The organism is Pseudomonas sp. MONT-RG-20F-20-E-7-02, assembly GCF_022662395.1.
Lineage (GTDB): Bacteria > Pseudomonadota > Gammaproteobacteria > Pseudomonadales > Pseudomonadaceae > Aquipseudomonas.
Genome location: NZ_JAKNQN010000002.1, coordinates 432,720 through 446,341, shown reverse-complemented (window position 1 = coordinate 446,341; position 13,622 = coordinate 432,720). Strand labels below are relative to the sequence as shown.

Below are 13,622 nucleotides of genomic sequence, written 5' to 3'. Positions count from 1 at the left end.
GCAAACCTCATTGTTGTTTTTTTTGTTGTGGTGGCGAGCTTGAGCGGCTGCTGAGGATTAAGATAACAAATATAACTAAAAAATGAATCGTGGAATAAGATCAGTAAAAAAACAGAATAAAGTCATTAAATTCAATTAATTGAAATACTTGTTTGTTAATTGCTAAAAAATAGATAGCTTTATTAATGTTCGATTATCGGTCATTTACGGTTGACGAGTGCCGTCGGCTGTTTCCATTCTTGGCTCGTGAGGCTGACAGGGCCGAGCGTGTGCCAACCCAATAACAACAACAAAAATGGACATCGAACATGCCAAAACTCCCTATGGAGGACGCCGTTGCAGCGGCGTCCGTCCCCTGTGTGTCGAACACCACTCCACGCCGGCTGCTGGCCTTGCTGGCCTTGAGCGTGCTGCCCGGTTCGCTGTGGGCTGCAGGCTTTATCGACGACAGCCACGGCACCCTGACCTTGCGCAATTACTACCTGGACCGTGACTACAAGGACGACGGTGCGAAGACCGCCGCACGGGAATGGGCCCAGGCGTTCATCCTCAACCTGGAATCGGGTTACACCCCTGGCCCGGTGGGCTTTGGCCTGGATGTACGCGGGTTGATGGGGGTCAAGCTCGACTCTTCGCCGGACCGTAGCGGTACCGAGTTGTTACCGGTGTCGGCCAGCGACAAGCGCGCCGCCGACGAGTACTCGCGCCTGGCCCCAACCGCCAAGCTGCGGTTCGCCCAAACCACGATCAAGGCCGGCGATGTGTCGATCTTCCTGCCGTTTGCCTTTGCCAGTCCGTCGCGGCTGCTGCCGCAAACTTTTCGCGGCACCACGTTGAGCTCCAAGGACATCGATGGCCTGACCCTCAACACGGGCTATATCGACCGCATCAACAAGCGCGACTCCACCGATTACCAGGCCATGACCATCGCCTCGCCCAACCGGCGCTTCAACGCCACTGCCACCACGTCGCACCTGGCTTATGTGGGCGGTGACTATCAGGTCAACAAAGACCTCAGCTTGCGCGCCTATCACTCGCAGATCGCGGACCTCTACCAGCAGGACACCCTGGCGCTGCTGCACAACCTGCCGGTGGGCGACGGCGTACTCACCAGCGACCTGCGCAGTTTTTTCAGCCGTGAGGATGGCAGTGCCAAGGCGGGCAAGGTGGATAACCGCAACCTTTCGGCGCTGTTCGGCTACCGCCTGGGCGGCCATCGCGTCAGCCTTGGCTACATGCACTCAAGCGGGGAGACGGCCACGCCCTATATCTCGGGAACGGAGTTGATGGGCATGAGCGAACTGACCATGAGTTCGGACTTTCTCAACGCCAAGGAGCGCACCTGGCAAGCCATCTACGACTATGACTTCGCGGCAGCGGGGATGCCGGGGCTGAAGACGCGGCTGCGGTATGTGCGTGGCGACAACATCGAACTGGCCGCTTTCAACGCCGAGGATCGCAAGGAGCGCGAGTTCCAGATGGAACTGGGGTATGTGATCCAGAGCGGCCCGCTGAAGAACGTCGGGTTCCTGGCGCGCAAGTCGATCTACCGCAATGACTTCCCGAGCGGCGCGGCCTTTCGCGATGAAAACCAGACCCGTTTCCTGGTGCTCTACACCGTGGCGCTCTGGTAGGCCGATCAGTCCTGGTAGACCTTCTTCAGTAAGCGCAGCAGCTCTTCACGCTCCTGGCCGTCGAGGGCGGCGGTGGCGTCCAGGTCACTTTGTGCGGCGATTTCCTTGAGCTCCTTGAGCAGGGTTTCGCCGGTCTTGCTGAGGAAGATCCCGTAGGAGCGCTTGTCCGGCTTGCAGCGTACCCGCACCGCGAGGGCGCGGCTTTCCAGCTTGTTCAGCAACGGCACCACCTGGGGTGGCTCAATGGCCAGGGCGCGAGCCAGGTCGGCCTGCATCAGCCCGGGGTTCTGCTCGATGATCGCCAGGGCCGAGAATTGCGCCGGGCGCAGGTCGTGGTCCGACAACCGGCCGATCAGGTTCTGGAACAGCTTGAGCTGGGCGCGGCGCATGGCGTAACCGATCAGATCGTCCAGTGCTGAATCCAGCGGCGGCCGTATCTCGTCGTTGTCGGGCAGGGCCTGGCTGGCGGTGGCGATGTTGGAAGGCTTGGCCATTGGCAGTGCAATCCTCAAAAGGTGCAGGTTAAGAATGCTATCTAGTTTGCCGGTGTTGGCTGGCTATGGCTATGCCGGGTTTTCACAGCGCCTGCAACGCGTGGGTTTTAAGCATGAAAAATATTGGTTATTAAGATTAATAGTTAATTGACATAACTATATTTGCGGTTTAATTTCGAATCATCTTCACACCCAGAACAAGAGCGTACCGCTATGAGCAATTACGAAGGCCGTTGGACCACAGTCAAGGTTGAGATCGAAGAAGGCATCGCCTGGGTCATTCTCAATCGTCCGGAAAAACGCAACGCCATGAGCCCGACCCTGAACCGGGAAATGATCGACGTCCTGGAAACCCTCGAGCAGGACCCTGCCGCCGGCGTGCTGGTCCTCACCGGAGCGGGCGAAGCCTGGACGGCGGGCATGGACCTCAAGGAATACTTCCGTGAAGTGGATGCCGGCCCGGAAATCCTCCAGGAAAAAATCCGCCGCGAAGCCTCGCAATGGCAATGGAAGCTGCTGCGCATGTACGCCAAGCCGACCATCGCCATGGTCAATGGCTGGTGCTTCGGCGGTGGCTTCAGCCCGCTGGTGGCGTGCGACCTGGCGATCTGCGCCGACGAAGCGACCTTCGGCCTCTCGGAAATCAACTGGGGCATCCCGCCGGGCAACCTGGTGAGCAAGGCCATGGCCGACACCGTGGGCCATCGTCAATCGCTGTACTACATCATGACCGGCAAGACCTTTGGCGGGCAGAAAGCCGCGCAAATGGGCCTGGTCAACGAAAGCGTGCCCCTGGCTCAACTGCGCGAAGTGACCATCGAACTGGCGCGCAACCTGCTGGAGAAAAACCCGGTGGTGCTGCGTGCCGCCAAGCATGGCTTCAAGCGCTGCCGCGAACTGACCTGGGAGCAGAACGAGGATTACCTCTACGCCAAGCTCGATCAGTCGCGCCTGCTCGACACCGAAGGCGGTCGCGAGCAGGGCATGAAACAGTTCCTCGACGACAAGAGCATCAAGCCTGGCCTGCAGGCGTATAAACGCTGAAGGGCGCGGCCGCCTGGCCGCGCCGTTGTACCCTGTTTGAACGTATTCCCGATAAAGACAATAAAGAGGAATCACCATGCTGGACGTGCCCCTGTTGATCGGCGGCCAGTCGTGCCGCGCCCGTGACGGTCGAACCTTCGAACGTCGCAACCCGGTGAACGGTGAAGTGGTCTCCCGAGTGGCCGCCGCGACCCTGGAAGATGCCGACGCCGCGGTCGCTGCCGCCCACGCCGCGTTCCCCGCCTGGGCGGCGCTGGCGCCCAATGAGCGCCGGACCCGCTTGCTCAACGCTGCCGAGCAATTGCAGGCGCGCAGCAGCGAATTCATCGCCGCCGCCGGCGAGACCGGCGCCATGGACAACTGGTATGGCTTCAATGTGCGCCTGGCGGCCAATATGCTGCGCGAAGCAGCGTCGATGACCACCCAGATCACGGGGGAGGTGATCCCCTCCGATGTCCCCGGCAGTTTCGCCATGGCCTTGCGTCAACCGTGCGGTGTGGTGCTGGGCATCGCGCCGTGGAACGCTCCTGTCATCCTCGCCACGCGCGCCATCGCCATGCCGCTGGCCTGCGGTAATACCGTGGTGCTCAAGGCCTCGGAATTAAGCCCGGCGGTGCACCGCCTGATCGGCCAGGTGTTGCAGGACGCCGGCCTGGGCGATGGCGTGGTCAACGTCATCAGCAATGCTCCGGCGGATGCCGCCGCGATTGTCGAGCGGCTGATCGCCAACCCGGCCGTGCGGCGGGTCAACTTCACCGGCTCGACCCATGTCGGGCGGATTGTCGGCGAACTCTCGGCCCGTCACCTCAAGCCGGCGTTGCTGGAGTTGGGCGGCAAGGCGCCGTTGCTGGTGCTCGACGATGCCGATCTTGACGCCGCTGTGGCGGCGGCGGCCTTTGGCGCCTATTTCAACCAGGGCCAGATTTGCATGTCCACCGAACGCCTGATCGTCGATGCCAGGGTGGCCGATGCGTTCACCGCCAAGCTGGCGGCCAAGGTCGCGACCCTGCGTGCGGGTGACCCCGCTGCGGCGGATTCGGTACTCGGTTCCCTGGTGGACGCCAGCGCCGGCACGCGCATCAAGGCCCTGATCGACGATGCTCTGGCCAAGGGCGCGCGGCTGGTGGTGGGCGGCCAGCTGGAGGGCAGCATCCTGCAGCCGACCCTGATCGATGGTGTCACCGAACAGATGCGCTTGTACCGCGAAGAGTCCTTTGGCCCGGTGGCGGTCCTGCTGCGTGGTGAGGGAGATGAAGCCTTGTTGCGCCTGGCCAACGATTCCGAGTTCGGCCTGTCGGCGGCGATCTTCAGTCGCGACACCGCACGCGCGCTGGCACTGGCGCAGCGGGTCGAGTCGGGTATTTGCCATATCAACGGGCCGACCGTGCATGACGAGGCGCAGATGCCGTTTGGTGGGGTCAAGTCCAGTGGGTACGGCAGCTTTGGTGGCAAGGCGTCCATTGAGCACTTCACGCAATTGCGCTGGGTGACCTTGCAGAACGGGCCACGGCATTACCCGATCTGAGCAGTTGCTGCGACATAACAATAACAAGGCGGCTGTGATCCGCCTTGCTGGAGGACATCCTTGTGAGTTCCGAATTCCGACCGCAACCCCAGCCCGCACCGCGATACCGTGAGGTCTCCATCGGCCACGCACCCGTGGCGGTCACTGAAGAACAGGGCGTGTTGCACATGCGCTCCCTGGAACCCCTGGCCGAGTTGCCGGCGCGCTTGCTCGATCGCCTGGTGCATTGGGCTCGGGTGCGGCCCGAGCAGACGTTTATCGCGGCACGCCAGGCCGGCGGTGATTGGCGCCGTGTCAGCTACCGCGAGATGCTCGACAGCGTACGCGCGATTGCCCAGGGCCTGCTGAGTTACGGGCTGTCGGCGGACAAGCCGTTGGCCTTGCTGTCGGGCAACGACATCGAGCATTTGCAGGTCGCCCTTGGCGCCATGTACGCCGGCATTCCCTATTGCCCGGTATCGCCCGCGTATTCGTTGTTGTCCCAGGATTTCGCCAAGCTGCGGCATGTCTGTGACCTGCTGCAACCCGGGCTGGTGTTCGTCAGCGATGCGGTGGCCTACCAGCGTGCGATCGAGGCCGTATTACCGGCCGAAACCCCGCTGATCTGCGTGCGCGGCCAAGTGCCCGGGCGCAGCCAGATAAGCTTCGCCAGCCTGCTGCACACGCCGGGGGGCGCTGAGGCCGAGCAGGCCTTCAATGCAACCGGTCCCGACAGCATCGCCAAGTTTCTCTTCACCTCGGGCTCGACCAAATTACCCAAGGCCGTGATCACCACCCAGCGCATGCTCTGTGCCAACCAGCAAATGCTGTTGCAGACATTTCCGGTGTTCGGTGAGGAGCCGCCGGTGCTGGTGGACTGGCTGCCGTGGAATCACACCTTTGGCGGCAGCCACAACGTCGGCATCGTGCTCTACAACGGTGGCACCTTTTATCTGGACGACGGCAAGCCCACGGTCCAGGGATTTGCCCAGACCTTGCGCAACCTCAAGGAGGTGTCGCCCACGGCTTACCTGACGGTGCCCAAGGGCTGGGAAGAGCTGGTCAACGCCCTGGAACAGGACGCCGAGTTGCGCGAGCGTTTTTTTGCGCGGATGAAACTGTTCTTCTTCGCCGCCGCCGGCCTGTCCCAAAGCATCTGGGACCGTCTCGACCGCGTGTCCGAACAGCACTGTGGTGAACGCATTCGCATGATGGCCGGGCTGGGCATGACCGAAGCCGCACCGTCCTGCACCTTCACCACCGGGCCGTTGTCCATGGCCGGCTATATCGGCTTGCCCGCGCCGGGCTGCGAGGTGCGCCTGGTGCCGGTGGACGGCAAGTTCGAAGGGCGCTTTCGCGGGCCGCATATCATGCCGGGGTATTGGCGGGCGCCCCAGCAAACCGCCGAGGTGTTCGATGAACAGGGGTTCTACTGTTCAGGAGACGCGATCAAGCTCGCCGACCCTCAGCAGCCGCAACTGGGCCTGATGTTCGATGGGCGGATTGCCGAGGATTTCAAGCTCTCTTCCGGGGTGTTTGTCAGCGTGGGTCCGTTGCGCAATCGCGCGGTGCTCGACGGCTCGCCCTATGTGCAGGACCTGGTGATTGCCGCGCCCGACCGCGAGTGTCTCGGAGCACTGGTGTTCCCCAGGCTCTACGAATGCCGTCGGCTGGCGGGCCTGGACGCCGACGCCAGTGACGCCGAAGTGCTGGGCAGCGCGCCGGTACGCCAGTGGTTCGGCGACTGGTTGCAACGCCTCAATCGCGGGGCCACCGGCAATGCCAGTCGCCTGGAATGGATTGCCCTGCTCGACGAGCCGGCGTCCATCGATCGTGGGGAAATCACCGACAAAGGTTCGATCAACCAGCGCGCCGTGCTGCAATGGCGCGCCGCCAAGGTCGAGGCGTTGTATCGCGGCGAAGACACCACGCTGCTGCGTGCCGAGGCCAGGCCTTGAACGGGCAGTATTCGGCGTTTGCCGATGTGGCGATTTTCGAGGCCGTGCGCACTCCCTGGGTTGACCTGGGTGGGGCACTGTCTCAGGTCTCGCCCATCGACCTGGGGATCAAGGTGGGCCGTGAGGTGCTGGCCCGGGCGGGTATTGAACCGCAAGCAGTGGACAGCGTATTGGCCGGCTCCATGGCCCAGGCCAGCTTCGATGCTTACTTGTTGCCAAGGCATATCGGCTTGTACAGCGGTGTGGCGCAAGCGGTTCCGGCACTGGGGGTGCAGCGCATCTGCGCCACCGGTTTCGAACTGTTGCGCCAGGCTGCCGGGCAACTGCGGGACGGCGTGCAACTGGCCTTATGTGTGGCCAGTGAATCCATGTCGCGCAACCCCATTGCGGCTTACACCCACAGGGGCGGGTTTCGTCTTGGCGGCGAGGTCCAGTTCAAGGATTTTCTGTGGGAAGCCCTGTACGACCCGGCCCCAGGCCTGGACATGATCGCCACGGCCGACAACCTGGCGCGCTGTTATGGCCTGGGCCGCGAGGCGGTGGACCGCTACGCCTGCGCCAGCCACCAGCGAGCGTTGCAGGCGCAGCGTGACGGCGCTTGGGTTGACGAGGTGGTGGCGGTCGATAACCAGGTATTCGAGCTTGAGGGATACCAGCCCAGAGGCATCAGCCTGGCGCGTCGGGCCGGTGCCGTGAGCGAGGACAGCCACCCTCGGCCCACCGACCTTGCGAGCTTGAAACGCTTGCGCGCCGTGCATCCCGGCGGCGTGCAAACCGCCGGCAACAGTTGTGCCGTGGTGGATGGCGCTGCGGCAGCGTTGGTGGGCCGCGCCTCGGCCTGCACGCGTCCGGCACTGGCTCGGTTGCTGGCCAGCGCGGTGGTCGGCGTGGCCCCCGAGTTCATGGGCATCGGCCCGGCGCCGGCGATTCGTCTGCTGCTGCAACGCAGCGAGTTGAATCTGGATGACATCGGCCGCTTCGAGATCAACGAAGCCCAGGCCGCCCAAGTGCTGGCGGTGGCCCATGAACTTGAGCTGGACAGCACCCGCCTCAACGTCCAGGGCGGCTCGCTGGCACTTGGGCATCCACTGGCTGCCACTGGCCTGCGCCTGGTTATGTCCCTGGCCCGACAACTGCGTCAGCACAACCTGCGCTACGGGATTGCCGCGGCGTGTGTGGGCGGCGGGCAGGGCATGGCGCTGCTGATCGAGAACCCTGCTTTTTGCGCATGAGTACGTGATTCTTTTTTAGTCGATGAGGTGTACCGATGTGGAGCTATGAGGCGCCCCTGCGCGATATGCAATTTGTCCTCGAACACTGGTTGCAGGCGCCCGAAAGCTGGCGGCGCAACCCGGCGTTTGAGGCCCTCGACCTGCCGCTGGCATTACAAGTATTCGAGGAGGCGGCACGCTTCAGCCAGGGCGTGCTGGCGCCGTTGAACAGCCATGGCGATCGCCAGGGCTGCCGCTGGCAGGCGGGCCAGGTCAGCACCCCGGACGGCTTCGTCGAGGCCTATCGTGCTTACGTCGAGGGTGGTTGGCCGGCGCTGGCGTGCGCCGAAGAGCAGGGCGGGCAGGGCCTGCCGCAACTGCTCGATGCGGCGCTGCAAGAAATGCTCTACGCCAGCAACCATGCCTGGGCCATGTACACCGGGATCGCCCACGGCGCCTACCTGTGCCTCAAGACTCACGCCGACCCTTGGCTGCAGGCACGCTACTTGCCGGAGATTGTCAGTGGCCAGGCGTTGCCCACCATGTGCCTGACCGAGCCCCAGGCCGGCAGCGATGTCGGCCTGCTGCGTTGTCGCGCTGAACCACGGGCGGATGGCAGCTATCGCTTGAGCGGCAGCAAGCTGTTTATCTCCGGCGGTGAGCATGACCTCACGGCCAATATCCTGCACTTGGTGCTGGCGCGCCTGCCCGGTGCGCCGCCGGGCAGTCGCGGCATTTCACTGTTCCTGGTACCCAAGCGGCTGGACGATGGCCGGGTAAATGGTGTGCATTGCGACGGTATCGAACACAAAATGGGCATCAAAGGCAGCGCCACCTGCTCCCTGGTATTCAACGCCGCCCAAGGCTGGCTGATCGGTGATGCCAACCAGGGCCTGGCGGCGATGTTCGTGATGATGAATTCGGCGCGCCTGCATGTCGGCCTGCAGGGCTTGGGGCATGTCGAGGCAGCTTGGCAAAATGCCCGGCAGTACGCCGCCGAGCGTGTGCAGATGCGTGCACCGTCAAGGCCCGAAGAGGTGGCGGCCCAGGCCGCTGACCCGATCCGTTATCACCCGGCCATGCGCCGCGTGTTGCTGGAGCTGCGCACCACCAGCGAGGGCATGCGCGCCATCGGCTATTGGGCGGCGCACTTGCTGGATCAGGCCGAGCATGGCCAGGACTCGTCGGCCGCCCGATTGGCGCCTTTGCTGACGCCTATCATCAAGGCGTTTTTCACCGAGCAGGGCTTTCGTCAGGCCAGCAATGCGCTGCAGGTACTGGGCGGTTACGGCTATGTCACCGAGTTCGCCATCGAGCAAACCCTGCGGGACAGTCGCATCGCGATGATCTACGAGGGGAGTAACGAGATCCAGGCCAATGATTTGTTGCTGCGCAAAGTGCTGGGGGATGAAGGTCGAGCCTTTGGCCTGCTGCTGGCCGAGTTGCGTGCCGAGGCCGGGCAGGGCTTGCAGTATGTCGAGTGCACAGGGTTCTCCCGCGCATTGGGTAGTCTGTGCGACGCGCTGGCCAGTGTGGTGAGCGCCGTGCGTGAACGCGCGCAGGAAGACAGTGAATACCCCTATCGGGCCGCGCCGGATTTCCTCCAGCTCTGTGGCGTGGCGTTGCTGGCCTTTGCCTGGGCGCGGGCTGCGCGGGTCTCCAGGGCATTGCCCGAAGACGATCCATTGCGTGCCGCCAAGCTGCAAAGCGCCGGGTTCTTTTTCGATTACCTGCCGTCGCGACTGGCGCAACACCTGGGTGCCATAGAGGGGGCGCGCGCCGCGCTGGCGTTCGTCTGACGGGATCGGATGCTTGCGGTACTATGGCAGCCCACGTTTTCTGGAAGTTGCCTGGATGAGTAAGCCCGGTCAATTGGTGCTGGTTGCACTGCGCAAGATGATTGCCAGCGGGGAGCTGGTGGCGGGGGAACGCCTGATGGAAATCCCCACGGCGCAACGCTTTGGTGTGTCGCGCATGCCGGTGCGCATGGCCTTTCGTACCCTTGAGCAGGAAGGGCTGCTGGTGCCGTTTGGCGGGCGCGGCTATCAGGTGCGGTCGGTCAGCCCCGGTGACATTGCCGGCGCCGTCGAGGTGCGCGGTGTGCTGGAAGGCCTGGCTGCGCGGCAAGCCGCAGAGCATGGTCTTTCCGATGCGGCGCGTGCGGCGCTGGAGCGCTGCCTGGTGGAAGGCGACCAGCTGTTCGACAAAGGCTACGTGACCGAAGATGACCTTGAGGTTTACCACGACCTTAACATGCGCTTTCACCAGGTCATTGTGGAGGGCAGCCACAACCCGGCGATCACGGATGCGCTGGCACGCAATGATCACCTGCCATTCGCATCGGTGACCGCGCTGGCGGTGGATCGTGAGGATATGGCTCGTGAATACCGGCGCTTCAACTATGCCCACATGCAGCATCACTCCGTGTTCGATGCCCTGGTCAATCGCCAGGGCGCGCGCGCCGAAGCCATCATGCGCGAACACGCCAATGCGACGTTGCGTTATGCCGAGATCTTCAGCTCAGCCACCGCCGACGCGCGCATGAAGGTGATTTTGCCCGCGTCGTGACACGGTTCAGATGTCGAGCACCAACAGTGGGGTTTTCGAGCGTGAGCAGCAGGGCGTGAACTGGTCGTTCAGCGCCTGTTCCTGCTCGGTGAGGAACAGGTCGCGGTGCTCCGGGATGCCGTCCAGCACACGGGTCAGGCAGGTGCCACAGATCCCTTGTTCGCAGGACACGGCAATCTCGATGCCCTGGCTTTCCAGGACCTGGACCACGGTCTTGTCGGCGGGGATCGTGAAGACCTGGCCGCTGCTGCCGAGCTTCACCGAAAAGCTCCCGTCGAGGCTGTTGTCCACTGGCGCCGCCGAGAAGTACTCGCGATGCAGGCAGTCCTCCTGCCAGCCTTGCGCCCGCGCGCTGTCGAGCACGTGTTGCATGAAACCGCCGGGGCCGCAGACATACAGGTGCACATCGTCTGCGGGCGCAGCCAACACCTCGGCTGTCTTGAGGGCCGTGTGGGGCTGCTCATCGAAATGCAGGAACACTCGCTCGGCAAACGGTGACGCCTTGAGCCGCTGTACAAACGCCGCACGCTCACTGGCGCGGGCACAGTAATGCAGGTCGAAGTCGGCACCTGCATGGGCCAGGCGCTCGGCCATGCACAGGATCGGGGTGATGCCGATGCCGCCGGCGAACAGCAGGCTGCGTCGTGCTTCATGGGTCAGGGGGAAGAGATTGCGTGGTTCGCTGATCGTCAGGTGGGCGCCCTGGTGTACCTGCTCATGCAAGCTGCGCGAGCCGCCGCGAGAAGCCGGGTCGTTGAGTACGCCGATCAGATAGCGATGACGCTCCTCGGGGTGATTGCACAGCGAATACTGGCGCACCCGCCCGTCCGGCAGATGCACGTCAATGTGCGCGCCGGCACTGAAGGCGGGCAGCGGCTGGCCATCGACCCTGGCCAGTTCATAGCTGCAAATGTCCTGGGCTTCGTTATTACGGGATACCACCACCACATCGATCATGTTCGGTCCTCGCAGAGTTGTCGCGCCGTTCAGGCGGTGGTGGTCGTGATCAGTTGTGGTTCGAGGGTGCGTTCCTTGGCAATCAGTCGTTCCAGGATCTTGCGCGACTGCACGCCGCCGGCATCGATATTCAACTTGAGCAAGTTGCGTTGCGGGTGGGCCAGCAGGTTCTGCTGCTGACGTTCGAGCATCTCCAGGTCTTCGCTGAAAATCTTCCCCTGGCCTTCGCGGATGCTGGCGGTCAGCGTCTCATCGTGAGGATTGAAGTTGCGCGCCATGCCCCAGAAATACCAGATCGACGTCTCGGTCTGCGGGGTGATGAAGTCGACCACAATGCTTGCCGCCTTGTGTTCGGGCGCTGCGTGGTAGCCACCCTTGCCGGCGTGGGCCACGCCTACCTCGATCAGTACATGGCTGGGCGGGGTGAAGCGACAGATCTGCCAGCGGTCCACCGGCACATCGTCGGCGAGGTTGTTGCCGCGCAGGGCCATGCGCCAGAACGGCGGAGCCATGATGTTTTCCATGTGCCGGGCGGTGATGACTTGGTCGCCTTCAACCGTGGTGACGGGAGGGGCTTCATCGATTTCCTTTTGGCCGATGCTGGAAGCGTGGACGTAGGTTTCGTGGGTCAGGTCCATCAGGTTATCGATCATCAAGCGGTAATCGCACTGGATATCAAACAGCCCGCCGCCGTACGCCCACTGGTCACTCACTGCCCACTCCAGGTGATGAATCAGCGCCGGGTCGGCAAGCGCCTGATCGCCGGGCCATACCCAGATAAAGCCATAGCGTTCAACTGCGGCAAAGGTCTTGTTGCACGGAAAGCCACGCACCCGCTGCCCGGGCATTTCGACGGTCTTACCGTCGGCCCCCATGACCAGGCCGTGATAGCCGCAAACCAGGTTGCCATTTTCGACATAACCCAGTGAAAGCGGTGCGCCGCGATGGGGGCAAAAGTCCTCGATGGCTACGACGCTGCCTCGCGAGCCACGATAAAACACCATTTTTTCACCGCAGATCTGCCGACCCAAGGGTTTTTGGGCGATTTCATCGGGTGTGCAGGCGACGTACCAAGTGTTTTTGGGGTACATGGCAACTCTCTGGTTGGTTAATTATTTTTGTTTAATGGATCCATTAAATTTCCGGAGCTGCTGTGAGTCAATGGATAAATCATTTGTTTTGAGGTTGTTTTGGGCGATTATCGATCAACACGATTTTACTGGATCCATTGAGCGGTAAGGGCTTGGTGCGCTGATCGCAGAAAAAAAGGCCTGCCAAAAAATACCCTGTGTAGATCATCAGGCGTAACCAGGGCCTTCAACGGACATCCGCTACTTTTTTGCGCAGAAATGGAAAGTTGCTGAGTCATTTAGTAGCAAATCGCTTAACCCTCTTTGCGCAATGTTCCACATCCGAACGGAAGACTTCATTTAAATCAATGAGTAATGTTCTGCGCGAGCTGTTGGCGCGCGTTATGCATTACTGTATTCGTGGATAATTGGATACAAAAATACAAAGAGGCCGCCAATGCAATTTGCCCCCGCTTACGTTGACCGCCAGCCCCTCACTGCCGAGGAGGAGGCCTACAACTTCCTCCTCGACGCCATCTGCGGCGGTCGTTTCCGCAAGGGCGATCGCCTGATCGCCGAGGATATCGCCGGCGAGATCGGCATGAGCCGCATGCCGGTGCGTGAGGCATTCCGCCGCCTGGATGCCCAGGGCCTGGTGACGCTGCGGCCAAATCGCGGTGCCATCGTCAGCGGTCTGGATATTGATGAACTGCATGAGGTGTTCGAGATGCGCAGCGCACTGGAAGGCCTGGCCGTGCGCGTCGCGGTCAGCCGTATCGGTGAGCGCCAGATGGCGGCTTTGGAGCGGCTGCTGGATGAAATGGATGACTACCGCGACGAGAGTGCCGCGTGGGTTCGTCGCCACCGTGCCTTTCACGAGTACCTGTGCGGGCTCAGCGGCCGGCCACGCTTGCTGAAGCAGATTTCGGCGTTGTATTCGCTGGTGGAAGCGCCTATGCGCTTGTGGCTGCATCACAGCGAAAAACCCCTCAGCGCGCGCCAGGAACACGCAGTAATCCTCGACGCGATTCGCGCCGGTGACGCCGCCGGTGCCGAAGCTGTGGTACGCGAACACATCGAAAGCACCGTGCCGCTGCTGATTCAATTTCTGCAATTGGAAAAATAAAAGAGGCGGGTTCCAACCCGTCCTTGTTTAGACGTTGATTCCTGCCCCGTTATTTA

The 13,622-nt window shown here is 62.2% G+C and carries 11 protein-coding genes; 8 read left to right on the top strand and 3 right to left on the bottom strand.

All coding sequences use genetic code 11. From position 1 onward, the window contains the following. Positions 1-308 precede the first annotated feature (308 nt). Complete coding sequence (locus L8I05_RS07250) at positions 309-1,634, top strand: OprD family porin (RefSeq protein ID WP_242167858.1); 1,326 nt, start codon at positions 309-311, stop codon at positions 1,632-1,634. A gap of 5 nt (positions 1,635-1,639) precedes the next feature. On the opposite strand, the gene L8I05_RS07245 is transcribed toward L8I05_RS07250, so the two are convergent. Continuing rightward, a complete protein-coding gene (locus tag L8I05_RS07245; RefSeq protein ID WP_242167856.1) occupies positions 1,640-2,128 on the bottom strand; it encodes a MarR family transcriptional regulator in 489 nt (162 codons plus the stop codon). 213 nt (positions 2,129-2,341) lie between these two features. On the opposite strand from L8I05_RS07245, the gene L8I05_RS07240 reads away from it, so the two are divergent. The 6 genes from L8I05_RS07240 to L8I05_RS07215 all read left to right on the top strand — a co-directional run bounded on the left by L8I05_RS07240 (position 2,342) and on the right by L8I05_RS07215 (position 10,413). Continuing rightward, positions 2,342-3,172: a p-hydroxycinnamoyl CoA hydratase/lyase gene (locus L8I05_RS07240; RefSeq protein ID WP_017139056.1), complete on the top strand. Its 831-nt coding sequence runs from the start codon at positions 2,342-2,344 to the stop codon at positions 3,170-3,172. A gap of 76 nt (positions 3,173-3,248) precedes the next feature. After that, complete coding sequence (locus tag L8I05_RS07235; RefSeq protein ID WP_242167854.1) at positions 3,249-4,697, top strand: aldehyde dehydrogenase; 1,449 nt, start codon at positions 3,249-3,251, stop codon at positions 4,695-4,697. A gap of 62 nt (positions 4,698-4,759) precedes the next feature. Continuing rightward, entirely contained in the window at positions 4,760-6,634 is a 1,875-nt protein-coding gene (locus L8I05_RS07230) for a feruloyl-CoA synthase (protein ID WP_242167852.1), read from the top strand. Beyond that, positions 6,631-7,866, top strand: a complete 1,236-nt coding sequence (locus tag L8I05_RS07225; RefSeq protein WP_242167850.1) for a thiolase family protein — start codon at positions 6,631-6,633, stop codon at positions 7,864-7,866. The genes L8I05_RS07230 and L8I05_RS07225 overlap by 4 nt, the downstream gene beginning before the upstream one ends. A 35-nt stretch (positions 7,867-7,901) precedes the next feature. Continuing rightward, positions 7,902-9,644 carry an acyl-CoA dehydrogenase gene (locus L8I05_RS07220; RefSeq protein ID WP_242167848.1) on the top strand — a complete coding sequence of 581 codons (1,743 nt, stop codon included), beginning with the start codon at positions 7,902-7,904 and terminating at the stop codon, positions 9,642-9,644. A 55-nt stretch (positions 9,645-9,699) separates the two neighbouring features. Beyond that, a complete protein-coding gene (locus tag L8I05_RS07215) occupies positions 9,700-10,413 on the top strand; it encodes a GntR family transcriptional regulator (RefSeq protein ID WP_242167846.1) in 714 nt (237 codons plus the stop codon). Positions 10,414-10,419: 6 nt separating this feature from the next. Here L8I05_RS07215 and L8I05_RS07210 read toward each other — a convergent pair whose 3' ends face one another. Then, positions 10,420-11,370 carry a PDR/VanB family oxidoreductase gene (locus L8I05_RS07210; protein WP_242167844.1) on the bottom strand — a complete coding sequence of 317 codons (951 nt, stop codon included), beginning with the start codon at positions 11,368-11,370 and terminating at the stop codon, positions 10,420-10,422. Positions 11,371-11,399: 29 nt separating this feature from the next. Next, complete coding sequence (locus L8I05_RS07205; RefSeq protein WP_242167843.1) at positions 11,400-12,461, bottom strand: aromatic ring-hydroxylating dioxygenase subunit alpha; 1,062 nt, start codon at positions 12,459-12,461, stop codon at positions 11,400-11,402. A 436-nt stretch (positions 12,462-12,897) separates the two neighbouring features. On the opposite strand from L8I05_RS07205, the gene L8I05_RS07200 reads away from it, so the two are divergent. Further along, entirely contained in the window at positions 12,898-13,566 is a 669-nt protein-coding gene (locus tag L8I05_RS07200; RefSeq protein WP_242167841.1) for a GntR family transcriptional regulator, read from the top strand. Positions 13,567-13,622 lie beyond the last annotated feature (56 nt).

Excerpts from the sequence above, each read along its gene's own strand:
- L8I05_RS07235 (WP_242167854.1), top strand. The coding sequence starts at position 3,249 with ATGCTGGACGTGCCCCTGTTGATCGGCGGCCAGTCGTGCCGCGCCCGT.
- L8I05_RS07210 (WP_242167844.1), bottom strand. The coding sequence starts at position 11,370 with ATGATCGATGTGGTGGTGGTATCCCGTAATAACGAAGCCCAGGACATT.
- L8I05_RS07250 (WP_242167858.1), top strand. The coding sequence starts at position 309 with ATGCCAAAACTCCCTATGGAGGACGCCGTTGCAGCGGCGTCCGTCCCC.
- L8I05_RS07245 (WP_242167856.1), bottom strand. The coding sequence starts at position 2,128 with ATGGCCAAGCCTTCCAACATCGCCACCGCCAGCCAGGCCCTGCCCGAC.
- L8I05_RS07220 (WP_242167848.1), top strand. The coding sequence starts at position 7,902 with ATGTGGAGCTATGAGGCGCCCCTGCGCGATATGCAATTTGTCCTCGAA.
- L8I05_RS07200 (WP_242167841.1), top strand. The coding sequence starts at position 12,898 with ATGCAATTTGCCCCCGCTTACGTTGACCGCCAGCCCCTCACTGCCGAG.
- L8I05_RS07240 (WP_017139056.1), top strand. The coding sequence starts at position 2,342 with ATGAGCAATTACGAAGGCCGTTGGACCACAGTCAAGGTTGAGATCGAA.
- L8I05_RS07215 (WP_242167846.1), top strand. The coding sequence starts at position 9,700 with ATGAGTAAGCCCGGTCAATTGGTGCTGGTTGCACTGCGCAAGATGATT.
- L8I05_RS07205 (WP_242167843.1), bottom strand. The coding sequence starts at position 12,461 with ATGTACCCCAAAAACACTTGGTACGTCGCCTGCACACCCGATGAAATC.